This is a genomic window from Acinetobacter sp. Brlt_5 (genome assembly GCF_051949055.1).
GTDB lineage: Bacteria > Pseudomonadota > Gammaproteobacteria > Pseudomonadales > Moraxellaceae > Acinetobacter > Acinetobacter indicus.
The window spans coordinates 205876-227526 of the sequence record NZ_JAYJLP010000002.1 but is presented as its reverse complement, the minus strand read 5'-3'; the positions used below and the strand labels follow the sequence as shown (position 1 = coordinate 227526).

Below are 21651 nucleotides of genomic sequence, written 5' to 3'. Positions count from 1 at the left end.
GACTGCCTGGATTAAAACATGACTACTTTAAAAAGCCAGATTACTGACGTTTTGAAAGCGACAATGCGCGCTAAAGAAATGGACAAGTTAACGGTCATTCGTAGTCTACAGGCGGCAATTAAGCAAATCGAAGTCGATGAGCGCAAAGAGCTTGACGATGCTCAGGTTCTTGCGGTCATTGAAAAGCAAATTAAACAACGTAAAGAATCGGTTAAAGCCTTTGAAGGTGCTGGCCGAGAAGATTTAGCTAGTAAGGAACAAGCCGAAATTGAGGTGTTATCTCAGTTTCTACCAGAAGCTATGACTGAGGAAGAACTTGATTCCATCATTGCGCAAACGATTGCAGCGCAAGAAGCTACTAGCATGAAAGATATGGGTAAGGTGATGAATTCTCTGCGTCCGCTCATAGCCGGGCGCGCCGATCCTGCACAAGTATCTGCCAAAATTAAAGCCAAATTAAGCTAATTCAAGTCAGGCATACGCCTCACGTCCCCCCCGAACAGCATCAACAGCTGTATCAGTTTATTTTCCCGAAAATAAAAAACTGCCTAAAGTTTTAAGCAGTTCTTGAGTCACTTCTATCAGTGTGCACAATTGACCTGATATTTTTTCAGCATCTGCATTTCTTTAGATGAATACACCTGCTGGGCCACATCCTGCTTGGTCATGTTGCGATATTGCGGATCCAGATAGGCACGGTTTTCATCTGCAGCGCTATACAGCTGATCAATATAATTCTGCACAATGCCACAAAACTGCTGTTGCTGCGCCGGACTAAAACCCGATTGCTGCGGATTCAAGCCCTTTAAAAACTGCCGGGTCTGCTGCTTATAACTCTGGTTAATCTGCTCAACCGCCAGTACATACTGCTCCACACTCGCTGCCTGGACCACAGACAGACTCCCCCAGAGCAATATGCCCATCCATAATTTTTTCATCGCGTTATTTAAAATCATTATTTAGCCAGGAGCTAGAATTCTAGCATTTTAAACCCCATGCCTTATAGAGGTTTCCAGCAGACTGACTTGCAAAAACTGCGGTTTTCGATGCGCAAAAGCCTGTTCGGTCGGCGCCGGCACATAGCCTTCAGTCACCGTTCCCAAACGCAAACGCAGAACCCCCGGCAAATCTAAACGATAAGAATAAATCGGGCTACCACATTCCTGACAAAACACCCGCGCCTTATTCGGACTGTGAAAATATTCTTTTAAATATTGCTGTCCGCGTACAATTTGAAATTTGGATTGATCAATCGGGCTATTCCAGCCCAGCATGGCCCCCTGCGCACGCTGGCAATGCTGGCAAAAACATAAAATGGTCTTTTCCAGGTCGGCCTGATAATGGTAATACACCAGCCCGCATAAACATTGTCCCTGTAACATCATTGTTCTCCTTATTGTTATTATGATTTTTCATGCTGTTAAATTTTGAGCTGTCGTTCCCGCTGCATTTCTGTGGTACGTGTTTTCAGTTTGGCAGTCATGGCCTGATTATCCTTGGCCAGACGCTGGGCATGCAACAAGGATTTAATCGCCTCTTCCTCCCATCCAGACCAGTATTGCAGTTCTGCACGATAACGCAATACATTCACCGTGCGTAATGGCGAACTACGATCAATATTGGCGGCCTGCTGCATCAAACGCCAGGCACTTAAATCACGCTCGTTCCGGTTCAGGAACTTTTGCACCAGTGCCTGTGCTTCAGCCGGCTGATTCTGCCGGATCAGCACTTCAGCCAGCTTGTAATTCAAGGCCCGGTTCTCCGGCATAATCCGCGCAGGCGAACTGATCACTTTATAAGCCTCACTCAGCTTATTCTGCCCTAAATAGATGTCAGTTTGAATTAAACTAATAAGATGATGTAAACGGCGATGATTTTTGGCCTGATCCAGGGTTTGCTGTGCCAAGGCATAATCTCCCTGCCGGGTATAAAAAGCCGCTAAAGCCAGCTGTGCAGCAAAGTTATTGCGGCTGGCCAAGACCTGTAATTGCTGCTCTGTCGCCTGATTGGATACCACCAAGGTGTACTGTTTTAAAATATCAAATTCTTCATCACGTAATGATGATTTCACCCGTGGCAACTGGTTGGCACGTAAACGCGCTTCACTCATCCGCTCTGTGGTCAGCGGATGGGTAAACCAGAAATCCGGCAGGAAACTGACCCGGCTGGTGGCACGGTGCATCACTTCAAAAAAATCGGCCATGCTTTGCGGGTTATAACCGGCGGTATACATATATTGCATGCCAATCCGGTCGGCTTCACGCTCCTGATTACGGCTATAGGTCAGCTGCTTATCCATTAATGCGGCCTGTGAACCCATCATTACGGCAGCACCGGCATCACCATCAGCCTGGGATGCAACCAGTGCCCCCACCAGCACACCTGCTAGTGCCAGCAGACCCTGACCCTTAAAAGCTTCCTGTGAACGGCTATAATGACGCTGGGTCACGTGGGCAATCTCATGCGCCATCACCCCGGCCACTTCATCCATATTTCGCGCAGAAGTCACCAGACCGGTATTTAAGGCAAATAGACCGCCTGGCACGGCAAAGGCATTAATTTGCGGATCGTTAATAATGAGCAGGCCAATAGGCTGGCCCATTTGGGTCTGGCTGAGCAGATGCGAGAAGACCGAGAACAGCTGATCTTCCAGCCACGGATTTTGCGCCACCGGCATTTGACGCTGCACTTCACGATAGACTTTTTCACCAATCATGCGTTCTTTTTGCTGATCGATCAGCCCCACCCCTGCACCAATTTCTGGCACATTAAATTGTGGTGAAGTGGTGAAATTTGCCCCATGTATCGAAGTGAATGCTGTAAGCAGGCCTAAACTGCCTGCTAAAAACAACCGTTTCAAATTGCCGTTCTCAAATTATCTGCTCGTGTCTTGAATATAGCATTCAATATCGAAGAAATATGCAACGAAGTGTTAGGAAGTTTTACGCAAATCCGCCATTGACCGCGTAGGCCGGCTGCCGACCCTCCAGTACATCCACCAGATTTTTATAGGCCAGCCAGGCCATTTTTTTACGGGTTTCTGCCGTCGCCGAGCCAATATGCGGCAAGGCCACCACATTGTCCAGACCAAAGAGTTCGGAACTTTGCAACGGTTCTTTTTCATAAACATCCAGACCGGCCGCAAAAATTTTCTGCTGTTTCAGCGCGTCAATTAAAGCCTGTTCATTGATCACGGAACCACGGGCAATATTCACGAATACTGCATGCTTTTGCATCAGCTCAAACTCACGCGCACCAATTAAAGCGGTCGAGTCGGTATTTAAATCCACCGCGACCACCACAAAATCCGACTGTTGTAGTAGTTCATCTAGATTGCGATATTGCGCATTTAAGGGCTGTGCCTGCGCCAGATTTTCGCGGCGGTTATGGTACAGAATATTCATGTTAAAGCCATAACGCCCACGACGGGCAATGGCGGCACCAATATTCCCCAAACCAATAATCCCTAAAGTTTTACCATGAATATCCTGACCGAACTGGGCCGGGCCAACGGTACGTTTCCATTCACCCTGTTTGGTCCAGCGATCCAGATAGGCCAGCTGACGCGCGGCTCCCATTAACAGACTAAAAGCTAAATCAGCAGTGGTTTCGGTTAACACATGCGGTGTATGGCACAGATAAATCTTTTGCTCAGTCAGATAGTCCACATCATAATTGTCATAACCGACACTGATACTGGAAACCACTTTAAGACGGCGCGCACCCGTCAGGTTAGAGGCATTGAGCAAACGCCCCGCACCAATCATGCCATCAGCATCTTGGACATGAGTACGAATCTGCTCATTAACATCACCCAGTTTCGGGCTAATTTCTACCACGTCATACTGCTGTTTCAGCTGGCTTAAAACGTCCTGATCAACCTGACTAAATGCGATAACTTTTTGTTTCATTCCTGATCCGTCATGTGTTTTTTATCTTGCATAGCCTGCCATAGCTGTTTTTTCAATAGGGGCTGTTCTAGCATCTCGGCCAAAGCGGGCAACGCTGTAGCTTGCGTTAACTGTAAATGAGGCAATTGCCCCAGCACAATGATCTTTTTCTCCAGTGCAATCGCATCTAGAAAACCTTGCACATACACCGAGACCGCCCGGCCATCTTGCAGCTCAGGCAAAGCAAAGGGCCAATTCAGCTCAAAAAATTCTGCCTGTGCCGCACGCTGGATATTACGCCATAACTGTTGCTGCGACTCATTGATGTGGGTGGCATCCAGCACAATCGTATATTGTTTTGTAGCAATGGCTTGTAAATGGAATGCATCAATCTGTAAGGCAGGCTGCACTTCAACCAGAGCCGCAGGCGTGACAGGTTCTGCCGGGCTTTCGACTGGATTCTCTTGCGGAGAGACTTGTGGTTCCGCAACAGGCTGTCTGAATTGTAAGGCAATATCTTGAGGTACTGTCGCCGCGACAGCTGCCGGCATGACAATTTCAGTCAGCAGTTCTGCCGGGGCCTGATCTCGCCATAAGGAAGATGTGGGCAAATTTTGAGATGCAGCGTCCCGGGGAATCCATATATCAATTCCCAAACTTGCCAAAATCTCACGTTGATGCCCAATCATCTGCTATCGTCACTTATGTCCATAGGGCTATTCTAGCCGGATTAGTCCGGTTTTGCTGTGCTTTCTGCATCCAGTCATATTAAAGCTGCTCAATGATGATGACACAATCCACCTACCGCACTCAGAAATAGAGTGCTTAGATAATCATTAAACTGTTTTTCTTCTGCATACGCTCGACCATTTCTTCGGTGGCAAAGCCTAAACGCCAGTACAGCAGCTCCAGTACATCCAGCTCATCCTGAGTGATAATCCGGTCATTCCACAAACAGGCTTCAGCAATACCCAGAATACTTAAACGGTCACGCAACAACAGCCCGGCCATATCATTCAGAATTTCTGCCAGATCAATTGGCTCATCAGAAATTTCTTCATACAGCGACATCTCATACGGTGTCAGCACGCGCTGTAAAATTTTTTCCCGTACTTCCAGCTGGTTGCCGCTATTGATCTGCTGGACATGCAATAAGGCATCAATTAAACGCACAATTTGCGGTTTAACTTCATCCAACGCCGTCGGGGTATGCAGCGGCAGCAGGTTCAACTCAGATTTGACCCGCTCCAGCAGCAAGGCATCTAACAGGCCAATTTCCCCATCTTCCTGAATAATTTTGGCCAGCTTGGTCAAGAACTGCCGCCCGATACTGGCCGGCATGCCGCCAATATTCTGGCAGGCTTCCAGAAAAATGGAGATATGCACCCGACCATCCAGATTTAACAAGGCATCGACAATGGCACGGCTGACTTCTACTTCAGGCGGAATAAATTCGCGGTATTGGCGAATCATTAAAATCGCCATCATCACTTCCCGCGAACCAGTGGCCGTCTGCAAGGCACGCTGGATCAGTTCCGGACGCGGCATATTACGGCGGATTTCCGGTTTCAGCGGCTTGATTGCATCTTTAATGGCAAAGCTAATCGGGGATAATCGCAATAAAGGCAAAGGTTGCGGCGAACTCCACGGCGCATAATATTCACCGTTGACCTCTTCCAGTGAACGAAACAGACCAAACCAGGGCTGGCTGCGCAGCTTTTTCAGGTTTTCCAGTTGCAGGTCCTGTACCAGTGCCGGATTTAACTCATAAATCCGCGCATCAATACTCGGATGAATATTCAACCAGCTTTGCGGACTCAGCGAGTTGGCAAAACACATATGCGCAATTGATTCCGAATATTCACTGTGAATTTGCGAACCGGCATGATGCACATAAATCCTGAGCAGGGTTTGAATATTGGCATTGTTCTGGATTAAACGTTTGGTTTTCAGGTCGTTTTTAAAGGTACGCCCGCTCAGGTTTAAATATTTAATAAAACGGGTAATCAGCATGCCTAAGCTGCCAATCAGCCAGATCATGCCGCCCAGTGCAACAAAAGGCGTGGCAGGTGCATAAGCGGTGTTGTAATACTGCTTGCCAAAGCCGAGTTTGGCCACTTTACTGCCCCACTGGCTAAACGTGGTCAGGCTGCTGTAGAGAATTTTCAGCTTGGTATTTTCCGCAGTTTCACCACTTAAAATTTGATGAAACTCATGACTGAGCAAGCCATACAGTTCCTGCTCATCCAGGTTTTGCAAGGCGCCCCAGGTCAGAATAATCGCAATATCGCGTGGATAAAAACCGGCGGTCAGTGCATTTACCCCGACTTCATCCGGCAGGACATACAGCGCCGGCGTATCAATCGCGAAGGTATCGGCCAGCTGTTCGGTAATTTTTAAGGCAACACTTTCTTCCGGCGTGCTTTCAATCAGGCTTAAACGACGTGCACACAGCTGCTTGGCCAGTGAGTGGCCGCCAGAACGGAAAATATATAATTCAATAGCAATGGAAATGCCCATTAAAGACAGCAGTACCGCGACCAGATAAGGACTTAAGCTATGCCAGTAAATGGACTGCGAAGCATCAATATAATGCACCAGCAAACCCAGTACAGTATTTAAAATAAAAATGGTCAGGATGACCGCAAGCAGACACAGGCTTGCAGACCACATCATATTCTTGTTTTTAATAAAGTAGTAACCTACATCTTTCAATGTAAATTTCCTTAAATTACATTGTCTTTAGGCGACATCATAAATGAAAAAAGCGGGAATTTCCCGCTTTTCCTGCCAGTTTTACAAGAATTATTCTTCTTTCAAACCGGTCAAATCTACCGATGCAGCATCAATATTCACATCGATATAATTGTCTTTTTTCTTTTTAGCTGTATCGCTGCGTTTTTGCTGAAGATTATCAAGATAGGCTTCATCAATACCGCCTGCGACATAAACCCCATCAAACACCGAGCAATCGAAATCATTCACTTCTGGCACTTTATGGGTACGTACTGCAGCTTTCAAATCTTCCAGATCCTGGAAAATCAGACGGTCAGCACCAATAATTTCACGAATTTCTTCGACGCTACGGCTAGAGGCGATCAACTCAGATTTAGCCGGCATATCAATACCATACACGTTTGGATATTTCACCATCGGTGCCGCTGAAGCGAAGAATACGCGTTTGGCACCAGCGTCACGTGCCATCTGGATAATTTCGTTACAGGTGGTACCACGCACAATCGAGTCATCTACCAGTAACACATTCTTGCCTTTAAATTCCAGCTCAACCGGGTTCAGCTTTTGACGTACCGATTTTTTACGCTGCTGCTGACCTGGCATAATGAAGGTACGACCGATATAACGGTTTTTCATAAAGCCTTCACGGAATTTAACACCTAAGGTGTTGGCCAGTTCCAAGGCCGAAGTACGCGAAGTATCTGGAATTGGAATTACGACATCAATATCGTGTTCCTCACCCCATTCACGCAGGATTTTTTGCGCCAGCTTCTCACCCATTTTTAAACGGGCTTTGTATACCGAAATACCATCAATGGTCGCATCTGGACGCGCGAAATACACATATTCAAAAATACATGGATGATATTCAGATTGCGCCGCACACTGCTGGGTAAACATCTGGCCGTTAGAGTCAATGAAGATGGCTTCACCCGGTGCCAGGTCACGCTCGACTTTAAAGCCCAGTGCCGTAATTGCCACCGATTCAGAGGCAATGATGTATTCCATGCCTTCATCGGTTTCACGCGAACCGTAAATTAACGGACGAATCCCATGCGGGTCACGGAAGCCCACAATCCCTTGACCGGTCACCATGGCCACTACGCCATAAGCCCCTTTACAACGCTCATGCACACGCGTTACCGCATGGAAGATATCTTCTGCTGCCGGCTCCAGCTTGCCGCGTTTTTGTAATTCATGAGCAAAAACGTTTAACAGTACTTCTGAATCTGAATCGGTATTCATGTGACGTAAATCAGTCTTGAACAGGTCTTCATGAATTTCTTCGGCATTGGTCAGATTACCGTTATGCGCCAGCGTAATACCGTACGGCGAGTTCACATAAAACGGCTGCGCTTCTGCACTGCTAGATGAACCAGCCGTCGGATAACGCACATGACCAATCCCGTAGTTGCCCAGCAAGGCACGCATGTGACGGGTATGGAATACATCACGCACCATGCCGTTGTCTTTACGCAAGAACAAGCGACCTTCATGGCAAGTGACAATCCCAGCTGCATCTTGTCCCCGATGTTGTAACATCGTTAATGCATCAAACAACATTTGGTTAACAGGTGATTTACCAGCTATACCAACTACTCCACACATAGCAACCTCGCAGACCAGCTAGGATTAATAAAAAGGATTATTCGTTGACTCATCTGCGCCCTTTCGTTCAGGTTCAGATGAAGAACCAGAAGATTTCGGAGCATCTTCTGATTTGATGTGCTGTAAAGCCTCATTGGCGGCATCTTTGGACATTTGTGTGGCCCAAGGCGCATAAGGTAAAAGGGTTTGAATAAATTTGGACTGTTTCCAGTGCGGCGAACTTTCGACCCACGGCCCAATGCCCTGAATGGCAATTAGCACAATCAGCAGACCTTTGAGGGTACCAAACGCACCACCGGCTAAACGATTTAATGGGCCCAGTTTCAGCGATTTCAAGATGCGGTTTAATAATGCGCTCACCATCCAGGTCAGCACCACAATCACCAACACAATAAAGGCAAAGGCCGCAATTTTCTGAACCACCGGATCAGCACTGAGAGCGGTCATGGAAGGCGCTAGAACGGAAGCATATTTTGCCGCCACAATCAGGGCAAAAATCCAACCGACCAAGTTCGCAAAGGCTTTAATAAATCCTTGACGCAAACCGTTAAGCCCTCCAATGAGCAGAATAATCAGTATAAAGATATCGATGGCGTTCATGACTTTAAAGTGCGTCTACACAATCTTTCACAAGTTCCGGGCCAGTATAGACCAAACCGCTATACACTTGTACCAAAGTTGCACCGGCATTGCGTTTCGCAACTGCCTGCTCACCTGAAAGAATACCACCAACACCAATTAAAGGAATTTTGCCCTCTAAGGTTTTGGCAAAGGCTGCCAGACACGCGGTACTCTTTTCAAATACTGGCGCACCCGATAAACCACCGGCTTCATCGCCATGTGGCAAATTCTCTACCCCTTCACGAGACAAGGTGGTATTGGTCACAATTAAACCATCAATTTTAAATTGCAGTAATTGCTGGGCAATAAATTCAATATCGGACGGTTCTAGATCTGGCGCGACTTTCAGCACCAACGGTACATAATGCTGATGCTCTTCGGCCAACGCCAACTGACGCTGTTTCAAGGTTTGCAACAGCTCGGTCAGGGCATCTCCGCTTTGCAGACTACGCAAATTCTTGGTGTTTGGTGATGAGATATTGACCGTAATATAAGAGGCGTAATTATAAACTTTTTCTAAACAGATCAGATAATCATCAACCGCTTTTTCTACCGGAGTATCGGCATTTTTACCAATATTAATCCCCAGTACGCCTTTAAATTTGGCGGCCTTGACGTTTTCAATCAGCTTATCGACGCCATCATTATTAAAACCCATGCGGTTAATAATGGCTTTGGCCTGCGGTAAACGGAACAGACGCGGATGTGGATTACCGGCTTGTGGACGCGGGGTGATGGTACCAATTTCAATAAAACCAAAACCTAGAGCGGCCAGTGCATCAATATAGGCACCATTTTTGTCCAGGCCTGCAGCCAGACCTACCGGATTCGGGAATTCAATACCCATACAGGTGACCGGTTTTGCTGCCACCTGCTGACGCATCAGGCCCATTTTATGACCTGATTTTAATAAAGATAATGTGAGCTCATGTGCACGCTCCGGTGCCAAAGAAAACAACAAAGGGCGGGCAAGAGAATACAACATATCGGCAAAAGTCTACGGCTTTTTAAGTCGGCCTATTATAGGCCCAGATTGTTGAAAACACCATGCTTGACCATTGTTTATTTTTACCGGTTATTGCACTGTCGCCGTTAATTTAATCTGCCCGGCATCGGAAATTAATTCCATTTTTTCAATGCTTAATCCCATTTGTGCCAGCTGGGTCAGGAAATTGGCCAGCACAGAATATTGTGCATGACTGCTTACAATTTGAATTTTTTCACCCGACTGCTGCGATGCCACCGACAAACCCTGCTGCTGTGCCACGCGCTGTACTTTTTCCAGACTGCTGAGCTGTACATCCCCGGCCGGCTTCATGGTCACGGCGTTGCTTTGCATCCACACCACCAGATCTTTTAAGGTATTGAGCCGTTTTTGCTGCTGATCTGCTGCGCCGTGCATATACCACAGCGCCGATCCGACGGCGGCCACCAGCACAAAAATACCGGTAAAAATCACCATGATCCGTTCACGCAAGCTCAGCGTATCTAAATAGTCATTTAATTTTTCCAGCGACTGATCCCAACGCTGCTGAATTTTTTCTACTGCTTTCATTATTGTATTTTCACCAGTCCGATTGCGCCGTTGGCGGCCGGTTGAATATTACCTAGCTCGACCTTAAAGCCTTGCTGGTTTAATTGCTGGGTCAATGCCTGCAAGCTGGCTGCGGAACTGGCCTGCAATTCCATATTCAGACTGGACAGATCATAATTGACCCGTCTGGCCACAATCTGATTCTGCATCAATACCGGCCCGACCCGACTGAGCAACTGTAAGGCTTGGGTATCGGCGGTCTGGCTTTGTTTTAACTGATATTCAAACTGGCTTTTAATATTTTGCTCGGTGACCGGATAGTTTTGCCCAAACCAGTATTTAAACTGGTCAATCGCCTGCACCGCGGTCTGATTCGCAACTTTTTTATACTGATACCAGCGCGTGGCATCATAACTGAACTGCACCACCAGAATCCCCAAAAATACCGCAGCACAGGCTTTCCAGCAACCCGAAATGCCCGATTCACTTTTGGCTTTGGGTAAAATATTAAAAGGATGCTGTTTGGCTTTTTTCAGCACCGGCACTTCATAATGGAAGGAGCTTAACTGCTCATGCGTGCTGATAGCCTCAATACTGTGCATCTGTTCGGCGGTAAAATTACTGATCTGATAACGCTGTTCAGGCGCCTGATAATCCAGAAATAAAGCCAGATCATCGACCGAGCTGCCCAGATATTCATTTTCACGTACCAGCAACCGGCCACAGACATTGGCCAGCACAATATGATCAGGCTCAGGCACTGGCAGCAATAAAAAGTCTGGCAATAAGGCCGTGACTTTGACCGGCAATAGCGCCAAAGCATGTTGCAAGGTTTCGACATGGCTTTGCGCCACACCAAGTAAAGTCAGGCGGTCCGGCTGCTGAAAATGATGCAGCACTTTCATGGCATCAATTGGCAATACCACAAATTCTTCTAGCAGGAATTTAATTCCGTCTGGCCCCAGCTGCTTGTATTGGGCCTTGCTCATCTGCTGTTGCAGCATCTGTATATCCCGGCTCGGAAAATACACCACTGCTTCTTCACCCTGATGAAGCTGTATCGCCTGAATCAGGTCTTCCAGGGTATTGGCCTGAACCCAGTACTCCCCGCTCGACCATTGCCAAACCCCATTGGCTTCCGGCATCCATATTTGCAACATTGTTATTGTACTGCCATGAAATAAAGTGTGTTGTTATGCGTCTGGAATAAAACTTTTTATTTGTGTCGATAAACCTGCAGCAATAACCGCCTGCTCATAAATACGCGCTTCTGCCAGCGCATAAGGATGGAAAGATTCCCCGGTTAACTGCTCTGCAATATGTGCCACCACATTCATATGACACACCACCGCAATTGATTCATAAGGCAAATGCGATAACCACTCAATAGCCTGAGTCGCATCATCATCCGGTTTAATGGTATTGCAGATCACCACAGGCACATCTTTAAAATAGGTCTGGATATGCGCCAGCGTTTCCTGGGCACGTAACAGCGGACTAACCACAAACACATCCGGACGGATCAGATCTTTTAAATACTCTGCCGTTTGCTGTGCCTGGGTATGCCCACGTTCGGTCAGGGGACGTTTAATATCATTACCATGCACGGGTGGTGAAGCTTCACCATGACGCACTAGGGTCAATTGCATATACATTTCCTTATTTCATTTTGTCCGCATTATAAGCAGTAAATATGACAGTTCGGTTCATCAAACTGTCATATTTTAACCAATTTATACCTCATGATGTGGCAATACAAACTCTACATCACTACGATGGCCATTTTTCATGAGTGCCAGTGCAATCGTCAGCGGCGGCTGTCCTTCATAAATTACATCATACAAGGCGCTGGTAATTGGCATATACACATCCAGCTCTTCAGAACGCGCTTTGACCTGCACAATGGTATTAATCCCTTCTGCGGTCTGGCCCAGTTCCTGTGTGGCCTGTTCCAGGGTTTTGCCTTTGCCCAGTGCAAACCCGACCTGATAGTTACGACTCAATGGACTGCTACAGGTGGCAAATAAATCACCGACACCTGACAAACCAAGGAACGTCAGCGGGTTGGCGCCCAGCTTGACCGCAAAACGGCTCATTTCAGCTAAAGCACGGGTTAAAATCATACTTTTGGTATTTTCACCGACGTTATACGCGGCGGCCATGCCCATGGCCACGGCATAAATATTTTTTAACGCCCCGCCAAGTTCAACCCCGTGTACATCATCACTACCGAATACACGGAATAAAGCACTGTGCAGTGCCTGCTGCACCGCATAACGCACCAGTTCTGACTGGCTGGCAATCACGGTTCCGGCGGGCTGCCCGGCTACAATTTCTTTGGCCAGGTTCGGGCCAGACAGCACGCCATACGGCACTTCTGGCAATTCGGCACGAATAATATCGCTCATAAAGCAGAAGGTTTTGGCCTCAATGCCCTTGGTCAGGGACACCACCGCTTGCGAGGTGATAAACGGCTTAATCTGCTTCAGCACATCACGAAAAGAATGACTTGGAATGGCGACCAGAATAATATCTCGGTCGCGCACCGCCAGTTCCAGATCCGACACTGCTTTTAAGCCCGGCTCTAAAGGAAAATCTGGCAAATAGCGTTTATTGATATGAGTGCGGTTAATTTCCTCAGCGGTGGCTTCATCCCGAATCCAGATCATGGTGTCACAGCCGTTACGCACCGCGGTATTGGCCATGGCGGTACCAAAACTGCCCCCACCCAAGACGGTAATTCTTAATGCGGTTTTCTGATCAATATTGACCGGTTCTACCAGACTGGCAAAATTCAATTCTGACATTATTTTTATATCCTCAGCCGTATGCGATGCTTATTCCGTCCAGTAACTGACATAGGCGTCAGTCTGAATGTCCGCACGCGGCGCAATCGCTTTTGCGGCAGTTCCAATATAGATGATGCCTGAAATTAAATCATCTTCATTTAATTTCAAAGCTTTTTTCAATAATTTTGATTCAACCACGGCACCACTGCGCCACATACTGGCAAAGCCCTGGGCCTGCAAAGACAGCAGGAAATTCTGTACCGCCGCCCCGGTACTTAAGGTTTGCTCAAAATCCGGAACTTTAGGATGCGTCTGGAATTTGGTCAATGCCAGCACCAGTAATGGCGCCCGAAAAGGATGATGTTTCACACGTTCCAGCTGCACCGCATCGGTCTGGCCCAAATCGGCCAGGGCCTGTACCAGCAACGCACCAAAGGCTTCACGGCGCTCTGCCGGAATTACCACAAAACGGGTTGGTTTTAAACGATGATGATCAGGCGCGGTCAAGGCGGCCTGAAAGGCACGCTCCAGCTGCGCTGCATTCGGTGCCGGCTCGACCAGATGCCCAATCGACTGACGTTGATGAATATTCTGATGAACCGTAGCTTCCACTGTATCCGTCATTGGCTTATATCTATCTGTAAAATCTGCTTCAAGATTAGCATAAACCACAGAATTTACTCTATTTGCGTTGGGTTATTTGTATGAATCCTGAGTTTTAATGGCTGGCTCATCTGTCACAGAGCCACTATATAAAACTGCATTTCTTTACAGCTTCTACAAACTCTAAAAGAGCAGATATGTTTAGATAGATAACTGATTCAACAAATAAAATATGGGGACTACACATGAACAAGCTGATTGGTTTAAGTGCTGCAGCCACGGCTGCGCTGTTTTTTACCGCCTGTGCTTCAAACCCGACCTCTTCGCTGGCAATTCAGAAAGAAAATAATCAGTACGAAGTCACCGGTTTAGGGAAAAGCAATATCATTTCTAAAAACAACGCCATTAGTACTGCCAACAAAACCTGTGGTAGCCGTGCTACACCGGTGGTGGTCGATGAACAGACCACTTATAACGGTGCTTTAAAAGGCGTGGTCGATGAACAGACCGGACAGATGATTCAGGCTGCCGCGACTGTGCTCGGCACCATCTCGGGTCGTAATGCCCAGCTGGCACAGGATGATGATTATCAGACCGTACTCACCTTCCGCTGTCAGGCCAATTAATCTGAACATAATCAAAAGATGCAATAAAAAATGGATCAGGTCCTTTGGAGCTGATCCATTTTTTCATTTTGATGCGGGTAGCTGCCTCAGCAACAACACGACATAGTAAAGTCTAGCAATAACCATCTAAACGGGTTAATGGCAGTTTTTGTCCGATGGCTTTTTCAATTTCTGGCAAATAGAAAGCATCATCTTCGGCCAGGAAACTAATACTGACCCCACGCGTACCAGCACGACCAGTACGGCCAATACGGTGCACGTAGTCATCTGATTGTTCTGGCAAGGTAAAGTTCACCACATGCGACACGCCATCGACGTGAATGCCGCGTCCGGCAACATCGGTGGCAATCATGATGTTGTGCTTGCCATTTTTAAACTGGTCCAGCATTTTCAGGCGTTTATCCTGGGCAATTTCACCAGATAGCATGACCACTTTATAGCCATCACGTTTCAGATGGTCATACAGACGGCGCACCTGATCGCGGCGGTTGGCAAAAATCATGACTTTTTCAATTGGCTCATCGCGCAGAATATCTTGCAGCAGTTTATATTTGTCTGAGTTCGACACCATATATACGCGCTGTTCGACATCGGCATTGGTTTTCTTTTCCGGTTCAATTTCGACAGTCACCGGTTCAAATAACCATTGCTGGGCCAGATTCAGCACATCGTAGCTAAAAGTGGCCGAGAACATTAAAGTCTGACGCTGCTCTTTACGCGGTGAAAAACGCACAATCCGTTTTACCGATGGAATAAAGCCCATATCCAGTAAACGGTCGGCTTCATCAATCACCAGAAATTCCAGCTGATCCAGCCAGACTTCTTTTTGCTCGACAAAGTCAATCAGACGACCCGGGGTCGCGACCATAATGTCGACAAAGTTTTTATCCAGCTGCGCTTTTTGCTTGTCAAAATCGACACCGCCCAACAAAGTCACCACATGCAGGTCAGTAAACTTCACCAGCTCTTTGGCATCGCTTTCAATCTGTAAGGCCAGTTCACGCGTCGGTGCCAGAATCAGGGCACGCGGCTCACCACGGAAACGCTGCTCTTTCACCGGATTATTCAATAAGTCATTGATTACGCTAATGAGGAAGGCAGCGGTTTTGCCGGTACCGGTCTGGGCGCGACCAATGGCATCATGTCCAGCCAAAGTAAATTTTAAAACCTTTTGCTGAATGGGCGTCATTTCCTTAAAACCTAAGGCCGCAATAGCTTGTCTCAGTTTCGGATGTAAATTTAAGGTTTCAAAACCAGATGACATAAAAATGTGCTCTAACTTATTAATCACAAAAACGTATCATATTATAAACAAAAAACGCCCCAATAGATGGAGCGTTTTTCAGATTAATCCAACGATTAGTCTAAAGGTTGTACTTCTTCCGCTTGGAAGCCTTTTTGACCTTTAACTACGCTGAACTCAACACGTTGACCGTCACGAAGTGAACGGTGGCCTTCGCCTTGAATCGCACGGAAGTGAACGAATACATCGTCGCCGCCGTTACGTTGAATAAAGCCAAAACCTTTAGTGTCGTTGAACCATTTAACTACGCCTTGTTCACGAGCTGTCATAAGTTAATCCTCATTGATTAAAAAGAAGGACCACCCGGTGTTGCAAACAGCAGAGTAAACAAAGTTTAAAAATATTTTTATTTCTAAGCTTGTAATCATTCTGTATAACTATTAACAAAATCCCGGTTACATCCAATTTGTAATAGGGCGACAAACAACAACTGCCTATCTCAAATCCTAAATACGCATCGAGCTTAACACGGGTTTATGACAAATAATAGATTTTTTTTGATTTATCTTATTCAGAATTCATGCTTTTTTTGACAAAGTTAATTCAAGATTTTTCAATGTTATATTTTGATAAAAACCGCAAATAAACTTTAGATTTGGCACCAAATTTGCTAATATTTTAAGTCCTTTTTTAAAGACCCGATTGAAGCAGATTATGGACAACTCTGTCGATGAAATGATCACCATTGATGCGATGGGACAACCCTGCCCCATGCCCTTACTGATGCTAAAACGCGCTTTAAAAAAAACCGGCGCCGGACACTTTCTGCTCAAGTCCTCTGACCCGCATAGTCAGCAAGATGTCAGCCGCTATTGTCAGATTCACCAGTACGGCTGTGAATTGACACAAATTTCTGCCAACGAGTTTCATTACTTTATTGAAATTAAATAATTTTCAATTAAAGTAAACAGCATGCATTGGCATAAAACTTTACATTTCTCTACCTTTTTTCCTTAATTTGCAAGGATATTGGTATTAAGATGAAATTTACAGGTAATACGACCCACCGATCCTATAAGGAGAACTCATGAGTGACAGCCGCAATCAGTTGATGCCCCTGTCATTATCTGCGCCAGGCGTAAATCTCGGTGCTTATATTAGTACCGTCAATCAAATTCCTATTTTAACGGCTGAACAAGAAAAAGAGTTAGCTGAACGTTATTATTACGATCAAGATTTAGATGCAGCAAAAATGCTGGTCATGTCGCATTTGCGATTTGTAGTCCATATTGCGCGTAGTTATGCAGGTTATGGTTTGCCACAAGGCGACCTGATTCAGGAAGGCAACCTCGGTCTAATGAAGGCCGTGAAACGCTTCGACCCGAATATGGGCGTGCGTCTGGTGTCATTTGCCGTGCACTGGATTAAAGCAGAGATTCACGAATATGTGATCCGTAACTGGCGTATTGTTAAAATTGCCACCACCAAGGCACAGCGTAAACTGTTCTTTAATTTACGCAGCCTGAAAAAATCCAGCAAAAAACTGACGCTGGAAGAAGCCAAATCGATTGCCAACGACCTGAATGTCACTCCGGAACAGGTCCTGGAAATGGAAGGCCGTCTGACCGCTTATGACGCGGCTTTCGAAGCGCAAAATGATGATGAAAGTGAAAACACTACCCATGTTGCGCCGGCGCTTTATTTAGAAGATAACCGTTACGATCCGGCCCGTCTGGTCGAAGATGAAGATTATGAGGCACAAAGCACCTCTGCCCTGCATGAAGCCATGGAGCAGCTGGATGACCGTTCGCGTAATATCTTGCAGCGTCGCTGGTTAGATGATGATAAATCGACCCTGCATGAACTAGCAGCTGAATATAATGTTTCTGCGGAGCGTATTCGCCAGCTTGAAAAAAATGCCATGGAAAAAATTAAAGTGGCAATGTCATCTAACTAAGTGATGATTCCAGAGTGCTAAAGTTAAAAAAGGGCGATCTGCCCTTTTTTGCTGTCTGTGCTTGCTGAAACCGGGCGATGATCTTAAAGAAATCCATTTTCTTCCCCCCTAAAATCAAAAAGCTGGATTCAATACCACATTTCAGGGTGAAAGTTTTTCACTTTCTCGTTGCCCGGAAAAATGTTAAGGTTGAGCGCAAATTTACTCAGGTCATTCTTGCTATGTGGATTGCAATTTCTGCCCTTAATTTAGCACTTGCGGTGATGTTAGGTGCATTTGGGGCACATGGCTTAAAAGCACGCGCAACAGAAGCTCAACTGGCGTGGTGGCAAACAGCGACTGATTATTTTTTCTATCATGCCCTCGGATTATTGGCACTGGCGATTCTGGCCAAAGTCATGACTCAATTTCCCATTAAAGCCAGCTTCCTGCTGATTCAGGTCGGGATTGTGTTTTTCTGTGGCTCATTGTATGTGATGGCGCTAGGTTTGCCGCGCGGTCTGGGGGCCATTACCCCAATTGGCGGTGCGCTAATGATTGCCGGCTGGCTGGTACTGGCCTGGAATGCCATGAAATATGCCCGATAATTCGGGAACGGAACAGCTAGGAAACTGCAGGTATGCACATTTATTTAAACGGCGAATTACAACAGACACAGTGCCATAATTTACTAGAACTGGTGCAACAACTGGCGTTGGAAGGCAAACGTTTTGCGGTAGAACAAAACGAGATGATTGTGCCGAAAAGCCGACTGGAAAGCACCCCTATTCATGATCAAGACCGCATTGAAATTATTCATGCCGTTGGCGGCGGCTAAGACGGAGCACGTATGGAAGACACCCTACTTAAAATCGGTTCACGCACTTTTAACTCGCGCTTGCTGGTGGGCACGGGAAAATATAAAGATCTGCAGGAAACAGATCTGGCCATTCAGGCCAGCGGTGCGGAAATTGTAACTGTTGCTATTCGTCGCGTGAATATTGGTCAGCATCCCGATCAGCCAAATTTGCTGTCTGTGATTCCACCAGAAAAATATACCATTTTGCCAAATACAGCCGGCTGTTTTGATGCCAACAGTGCAGTGCGTACCTGTATGCTGGCACGTGAACTGCTCGATGGTCATAATCTGGTAAAACTGGAAGTACTGGGCGATGAAAAAACCCTGTATCCAAACATCACCGAAACCTTAAAGGCAGCGCGCACGCTTATTGATGATGGTTTCGAGATTATGGTCTATACCTCGGATGATCCGATTGTGGCACAAGAACTGGAAAGCATGGGCTGTGTGGCAATTATGCCTTTAGGCAGCTTAATTGGTTCAGGACTGGGGATTTTAAACCCGCATACCATTTCTATTATTAAAGAAAATGCCAAAGTACCGGTACTGGTCGATGCGGGTGTCGGCACTGCCAGTGATGCAGCAATTGCCATGGAACTGGGCTGTGATGGTGTGTTAATGAATACTGCAATTGCAGCAGCGCAAAATCCGGTCCTGATGGCTTCGGCAATGCGCAAAGCAGTGGAAGCGGGTCGTGAAGCTTATCTGGCAGGCCGGATGCCGCGTAAACGTATGGCCAATGCCAGCTCGCCAGAAACCGGTTATTTCTTTAAATAATCCGGACATTATCTGCGCTAAGAGATGAGTTGATCCTTCAGGTTTCAATTGATTTAAAAGCGAAACATGAAAAAAGGACTCTGCTTGAGTCCTTTTTTATTACGGTTTTTAAACCTGAATCAAGGAATCAAGCCTTCATCACGCATGGCAATCTGCACCGATTGACGCTCGGCCACTTTATTGCGTAGCGCAATAATATGGGTATATGGGGTTAAATCATGATGAATATGGTTCGACCAGTTGGTCAGTACGAATAAATAGGCATCGGCCGGGCCAAAGTTATCATCGACCAGATATTCATTGTCTGATTCACCGATGGTTTTATCAATATAACTTAACAGACGGTCAATTTCAGCATAGGCTTTATTTTTTTCATCATCGGTTAACTGGCCACCGAAGAATACCGCGTAGGCATCATGCAGTTCCGAATTCAGATAACCTAACCATTCCAGCACTTTGGCACGGCCCATGCCGGATGGTGGAATTAAATCTTGTTTTGGATCGTGCTGAGCCAGAAACGGTAGAATTGCCACGTTCTCGGTCAGAATCAGACCAGGATTAATCTCAAGCGCCGGAACATAGCCTTTTGGATTAATTTCGTAATAATCATGACCTTTTTCGGTTTTATGGGTTTTCAGGTCGACACGTTCTAAATCAAAATCTACATTAATTTCATTTAAAATAATATGGGCCGCTAAAGAACATGCACCCGGTGAATAATAAAGCTTCATATCTGATCCTTGTTATATAACTACTAACTGTTTTAAATGGCTTCTAACAAACTTTCAAGTGATCGAACCTGTAAATTGCAAAAAAGCGTAAATGCGTAAAAAACATTTACCTTTTCAATATTGAGCAAGCGCGGCGCTTTTTCAAGTGGATTGCGGCTGCTTTTTTCACTTCATTTGTTTTACCATAGTCGCCTTTAAAGTTTCATGAAAAGCCGATTGTGATTAGTCTGAAAAAAGAAGAGTGGTTTTCCAATATCCGGACCGATGTGCTGGCCGGTCTGGTGGTGGGGCTGGCCCTGATTCCTGAATCCATTGCCTTTTCTGCGATTGCCGGCGTCGATCCACAAGTTGGCTTATATGCCTCCTTCTGTATTGCCGTGACCATTGCATTTTTTGGTGGCCGCACGGCGATGATTTCGGCCGCGACGGGCGCCATGGCGCTGCTGATGATTACCCTGGTCAAAGAGCACGGGCTGCAATATTTACTGGCGGCAACGGTACTGACCGGGATCATTCAGGTGGTGGCCGGCTATTTTAAAGTGGCCAAGCTGATGCGCTTTGTGTCGCAATCGGTGGTCTATGGTTTTGTGAATGCGCTGGCGATTTTAATTTTTGTCGCGCAACTTCCAGAGCTGATGCAAATGGATCTGTGGGGCTATGTCTTTGTCGGCCTGGGGCTGGCGGTAGTTTATCTGTTTCCCTATCTGCCTAAAATTGGCAAGGCGGTGCCCTCACCCTTAATCTGCATTATTGTGCTGAGTCTGCTGGCGCTATTTTTGGGTGCCGATATGCGTACGGTGAGCGATCTGGGACAGTTTCCAGACACCTTACCGGTATTTTTAATTCCTGAAATTCCGCTGAATTTTGAAACGCTGGCGATTATTTTCCCTTATTCCATCACCCTTGCGACAGTGGGTTTACTGGAAACCATGATGACCACCACCATTGTAAATGAAGTGACGGAAACTGAAGGTGACCGTCATCAGGAATGTCGTGGTCAGGGCTATGCCAATATTGTCAGCGGTTTTATGGGCGGGATGGCCGGCTGTGCCATGATTGGCCAGTCGATTATTAACGTCAGCTCTGGTGCGCGTACCCGTCTTTCTACTTTGGTCGCCGGCGTTTTCCTGCTGTGTCTGGTGGTGTTCTTTAAAGACTGGCTGGCTTATATTCCAATGGCGGCACTGGTGGCGATTATGATTATGGTGGCCTTTACCACCTTTAACTGGGATTCGGTGCGTAACTTTAGCAAGCATCCAAAGCAAAGTAATATTGTGATGCTGACCGTGGTGGCCATTGTACTGGCGACGCACAACCTAGCCTTGGGTGTTTTCGTTGGGGTATTGCTGTCTGCCTTGTTCCTGGTGAATAAGCTGGAAAGTGAAGTCAAAGTTCAGTCTGAACGCGTACAGGATACACGCCGTTATCAGATTACCGGACAGATTTTCTTTAGCAGCTCGGACAAGTTTTTCCAGTTCTTTGACTTTAAGGAAAATCTGCAACAGGTAAAGATTGATCTGACTCATGCGCATATTTGGGATTTAACCTCGGTCAATATGCTAAATACTGTGGTGCAGAAATTTGAAGCTCGCGGGATTCAGGTCGAGCTGATTGGCTTAAATGAAGCCAGTGACACCCTGATTGATAAATTAAGTCCGAATTAAGCTTGAATAAAAACTGCCTAAAGAAAAAACGCCT

General features: G+C 46.4%; 25 protein-coding genes. 8 read left to right on the top strand and 17 right to left on the bottom strand.

Annotated features, from left to right (window positions below; all coding sequences use genetic code 11):
• Positions 1 to 18: 18 nt before the first annotated feature.
• On the top strand, positions 19 to 465 hold the full coding sequence (locus tag VF685_RS03010) for a GatB/YqeY domain-containing protein (protein ID WP_005177146.1): 447 nt from the start codon (positions 19 to 21) through the stop codon (positions 463 to 465).
• Positions 466 to 581: 116 nt separating this feature from the next.
• Here the strand turns inward: VF685_RS03010 and VF685_RS03005 are convergent, their stop codons facing one another.
• The 14 genes from VF685_RS03005 to VF685_RS02940 all read right to left on the bottom strand — a co-directional run bounded on the left by VF685_RS03005 (position 582) and on the right by VF685_RS02940 (position 13802).
• Positions 582 to 938 carry a hypothetical protein gene (locus VF685_RS03005; protein WP_075166807.1) on the bottom strand — a complete coding sequence of 119 codons (357 nt, stop codon included), beginning with the start codon at positions 936 to 938 and terminating at the stop codon, positions 582 to 584.
• Between the two features lie 48 nt (positions 939 to 986).
• A complete protein-coding gene (locus tag VF685_RS03000) occupies positions 987 to 1382 on the bottom strand; it encodes a GFA family protein (RefSeq protein ID WP_168396467.1) in 396 nt (131 codons plus the stop codon).
• A 38-nt stretch (positions 1383 to 1420) separates the two neighbouring features.
• Entirely contained in the window at positions 1421 to 2860 is a 1440-nt protein-coding gene (locus tag VF685_RS02995; protein ID WP_407061110.1) for a M48 family metalloprotease, read from the bottom strand.
• An 82-nt stretch (positions 2861 to 2942) separates the two neighbouring features.
• Positions 2943 to 3911, bottom strand: coding sequence for a 2-hydroxyacid dehydrogenase (locus tag VF685_RS02990; RefSeq protein ID WP_286384691.1), 969 nt, complete (start codon positions 3909 to 3911; stop codon positions 2943 to 2945).
• Positions 3908 to 4579: a hypothetical protein gene (locus VF685_RS02985; protein WP_005177134.1), complete on the bottom strand. Its 672-nt coding sequence runs from the start codon at positions 4577 to 4579 to the stop codon at positions 3908 to 3910. Before VF685_RS02985 ends, VF685_RS02990 begins: the two co-directional genes overlap by 4 nt.
• A gap of 136 nt (positions 4580 to 4715) precedes the next feature.
• Positions 4716 to 6605, bottom strand: a complete 1890-nt coding sequence (locus tag VF685_RS02980; RefSeq protein WP_005177130.1) for a M48 family metallopeptidase — start codon at positions 6603 to 6605, stop codon at positions 4716 to 4718.
• Between the two features lie 90 nt (positions 6606 to 6695).
• Complete coding sequence (purF, locus tag VF685_RS02975) at positions 6696 to 8234, bottom strand: amidophosphoribosyltransferase (protein ID WP_005177128.1); 1539 nt, start codon at positions 8232 to 8234, stop codon at positions 6696 to 6698.
• 24 nt (positions 8235 to 8258) lie between these two features.
• Positions 8259 to 8834, bottom strand: coding sequence for a CvpA family protein (locus VF685_RS02970; RefSeq protein WP_016658356.1), 576 nt, complete (start codon positions 8832 to 8834; stop codon positions 8259 to 8261).
• A gap of 4 nt (positions 8835 to 8838) precedes the next feature.
• Positions 8839 to 9840: a quinone-dependent dihydroorotate dehydrogenase gene (locus tag VF685_RS02965; RefSeq protein WP_016658357.1), complete on the bottom strand. Its 1002-nt coding sequence runs from the start codon at positions 9838 to 9840 to the stop codon at positions 8839 to 8841.
• A gap of 90 nt (positions 9841 to 9930) precedes the next feature.
• Positions 9931 to 10410 carry a type II secretion system protein GspM gene (gene gspM / locus VF685_RS02960; protein WP_075175184.1) on the bottom strand — a complete coding sequence of 160 codons (480 nt, stop codon included), beginning with the start codon at positions 10408 to 10410 and terminating at the stop codon, positions 9931 to 9933.
• Positions 10410 to 11549, bottom strand: coding sequence for a type II secretion system protein GspL (gene gspL / locus VF685_RS02955; protein WP_286384692.1), 1140 nt, complete (start codon positions 11547 to 11549; stop codon positions 10410 to 10412). Before gspL ends, gspM begins: the two co-directional genes overlap by 1 nt.
• 33 nt (positions 11550 to 11582) lie before the next feature.
• Positions 11583 to 12038: a phosphohistidine phosphatase SixA gene (gene sixA / locus VF685_RS02950; RefSeq protein ID WP_163142241.1), complete on the bottom strand. Its 456-nt coding sequence runs from the start codon at positions 12036 to 12038 to the stop codon at positions 11583 to 11585.
• 84 nt (positions 12039 to 12122) lie between these two features.
• Complete coding sequence (locus VF685_RS02945) at positions 12123 to 13196, bottom strand: NAD(P)H-dependent glycerol-3-phosphate dehydrogenase (RefSeq protein ID WP_005177113.1); 1074 nt, start codon at positions 13194 to 13196, stop codon at positions 12123 to 12125.
• A gap of 30 nt (positions 13197 to 13226) precedes the next feature.
• Positions 13227 to 13802 carry a nitroreductase family protein gene (locus VF685_RS02940; protein ID WP_286384693.1) on the bottom strand — a complete coding sequence of 192 codons (576 nt, stop codon included), beginning with the start codon at positions 13800 to 13802 and terminating at the stop codon, positions 13227 to 13229.
• Positions 13803 to 14026: 224 nt separating this feature from the next.
• Here VF685_RS02940 and VF685_RS02935 point away from each other — a divergent pair, with 224 nt between their 5' ends.
• Positions 14027 to 14407: a hypothetical protein gene (locus VF685_RS02935; protein ID WP_286384694.1), complete on the top strand. Its 381-nt coding sequence runs from the start codon at positions 14027 to 14029 to the stop codon at positions 14405 to 14407.
• Between the two features lie 112 nt (positions 14408 to 14519).
• Here VF685_RS02935 and rhlB read toward each other — a convergent pair whose 3' ends face one another.
• Both rhlB and VF685_RS02925 read right to left on the bottom strand, forming a co-directional pair.
• A complete protein-coding gene (rhlB, locus tag VF685_RS02930; protein ID WP_005177106.1) occupies positions 14520 to 15671 on the bottom strand; it encodes an ATP-dependent RNA helicase RhlB in 1152 nt (383 codons plus the stop codon).
• 95 nt (positions 15672 to 15766) lie between these two features.
• The gene (locus VF685_RS02925) at positions 15767 to 15979 is read right to left on the bottom strand and encodes a cold-shock protein (RefSeq protein WP_005177104.1); all 213 of its coding nucleotides are present in this window, start codon (positions 15977 to 15979) and stop codon (positions 15767 to 15769) included.
• Between the two features lie 385 nt (positions 15980 to 16364).
• On the opposite strand from VF685_RS02925, the gene VF685_RS02920 reads away from it, so the two are divergent.
• The 5 genes from VF685_RS02920 (at position 16365) to VF685_RS02900 (ending at position 19222) form a co-directional block, all read left to right on the top strand.
• A complete protein-coding gene (locus tag VF685_RS02920) occupies positions 16365 to 16601 on the top strand; it encodes a sulfurtransferase TusA family protein (RefSeq protein WP_005177103.1) in 237 nt (78 codons plus the stop codon).
• Between the two features lie 136 nt (positions 16602 to 16737).
• Entirely contained in the window at positions 16738 to 17607 is an 870-nt protein-coding gene (rpoH, locus tag VF685_RS02915) for an RNA polymerase sigma factor RpoH (protein ID WP_005177101.1), read from the top strand.
• A 221-nt stretch (positions 17608 to 17828) separates the two neighbouring features.
• Entirely contained in the window at positions 17829 to 18194 is a 366-nt protein-coding gene (locus tag VF685_RS02910) for a DUF423 domain-containing protein (RefSeq protein WP_005177099.1), read from the top strand.
• Between the two features lie 32 nt (positions 18195 to 18226).
• Positions 18227 to 18424, top strand: coding sequence for a sulfur carrier protein ThiS (gene thiS, locus VF685_RS02905; protein ID WP_005177095.1), 198 nt, complete (start codon positions 18227 to 18229; stop codon positions 18422 to 18424).
• A gap of 12 nt (positions 18425 to 18436) precedes the next feature.
• Positions 18437 to 19222: a thiazole synthase gene (locus tag VF685_RS02900; RefSeq protein ID WP_005177093.1), complete on the top strand. Its 786-nt coding sequence runs from the start codon at positions 18437 to 18439 to the stop codon at positions 19220 to 19222.
• A gap of 119 nt (positions 19223 to 19341) precedes the next feature.
• Here the strand turns inward: VF685_RS02900 and VF685_RS02895 are convergent, their stop codons facing one another.
• On the bottom strand, positions 19342 to 19953 hold the full coding sequence (locus tag VF685_RS02895; protein WP_005177091.1) for a glutathione binding-like protein: 612 nt from the start codon (positions 19951 to 19953) through the stop codon (positions 19342 to 19344).
• Positions 19954 to 20171: 218 nt separating this feature from the next.
• Here VF685_RS02895 and VF685_RS02890 point away from each other — a divergent pair, with 218 nt between their 5' ends.
• Positions 20172 to 21617, top strand: a complete 1446-nt coding sequence (locus VF685_RS02890; protein ID WP_005177090.1) for a SulP family inorganic anion transporter — start codon at positions 20172 to 20174, stop codon at positions 21615 to 21617.
• The last annotated feature ends 34 nt before the right edge of the window (positions 21618 to 21651 follow it).

Coding starts and splice junctions, on each gene's coding strand:
- VF685_RS03010 (WP_005177146.1), top strand. CDS start 19: ATGACTACTTTAAAAAGCCAGATTACTGACGTTTTGAAAGCGACAATG.
- VF685_RS03005 (WP_075166807.1), bottom strand. CDS start 938: ATGAAAAAATTATGGATGGGCATATTGCTCTGGGGGAGTCTGTCTGTG.
- VF685_RS03000 (WP_168396467.1), bottom strand. CDS start 1,382: ATGTTACAGGGACAATGTTTATGCGGGCTGGTGTATTACCATTATCAG.
- VF685_RS02990 (WP_286384691.1), bottom strand. CDS start 3,911: ATGAAACAAAAAGTTATCGCATTTAGTCAGGTTGATCAGGACGTTTTA.
- VF685_RS02985 (WP_005177134.1), bottom strand. CDS start 4,579: ATGATTGGGCATCAACGTGAGATTTTGGCAAGTTTGGGAATTGATATA.
- purF (WP_005177128.1), bottom strand. CDS start 8,234: ATGTGTGGAGTAGTTGGTATAGCTGGTAAATCACCTGTTAACCAAATG.
- VF685_RS02970 (WP_016658356.1), bottom strand. CDS start 8,834: ATGAACGCCATCGATATCTTTATACTGATTATTCTGCTCATTGGAGGG.
- VF685_RS02965 (WP_016658357.1), bottom strand. CDS start 9,840: ATGTTGTATTCTCTTGCCCGCCCTTTGTTGTTTTCTTTGGCACCGGAG.
- gspM (WP_075175184.1), bottom strand. CDS start 10,410: ATGAAAGCAGTAGAAAAAATTCAGCAGCGTTGGGATCAGTCGCTGGAA.
- gspL (WP_286384692.1), bottom strand. CDS start 11,549: ATGTTGCAAATATGGATGCCGGAAGCCAATGGGGTTTGGCAATGGTCG.
- sixA (WP_163142241.1), bottom strand. CDS start 12,038: ATGCAATTGACCCTAGTGCGTCATGGTGAAGCTTCACCACCCGTGCAT.
- VF685_RS02945 (WP_005177113.1), bottom strand. CDS start 13,196: ATGTCAGAATTGAATTTTGCCAGTCTGGTAGAACCGGTCAATATTGAT.
- VF685_RS02940 (WP_286384693.1), bottom strand. CDS start 13,802: ATGACGGATACAGTGGAAGCTACGGTTCATCAGAATATTCATCAACGT.
- VF685_RS02935 (WP_286384694.1), top strand. CDS start 14,027: ATGAACAAGCTGATTGGTTTAAGTGCTGCAGCCACGGCTGCGCTGTTT.
- rhlB (WP_005177106.1), bottom strand. CDS start 15,671: ATGTCATCTGGTTTTGAAACCTTAAATTTACATCCGAAACTGAGACAA.
- VF685_RS02925 (WP_005177104.1), bottom strand. CDS start 15,979: ATGACAGCTCGTGAACAAGGCGTAGTTAAATGGTTCAACGACACTAAA.
- VF685_RS02920 (WP_005177103.1), top strand. CDS start 16,365: ATGGACAACTCTGTCGATGAAATGATCACCATTGATGCGATGGGACAA.
- rpoH (WP_005177101.1), top strand. CDS start 16,738: ATGAGTGACAGCCGCAATCAGTTGATGCCCCTGTCATTATCTGCGCCA.
- VF685_RS02910 (WP_005177099.1), top strand. CDS start 17,829: ATGTGGATTGCAATTTCTGCCCTTAATTTAGCACTTGCGGTGATGTTA.
- thiS (WP_005177095.1), top strand. CDS start 18,227: ATGCACATTTATTTAAACGGCGAATTACAACAGACACAGTGCCATAAT.
- VF685_RS02900 (WP_005177093.1), top strand. CDS start 18,437: ATGGAAGACACCCTACTTAAAATCGGTTCACGCACTTTTAACTCGCGC.
- VF685_RS02895 (WP_005177091.1), bottom strand. CDS start 19,953: ATGAAGCTTTATTATTCACCGGGTGCATGTTCTTTAGCGGCCCATATT.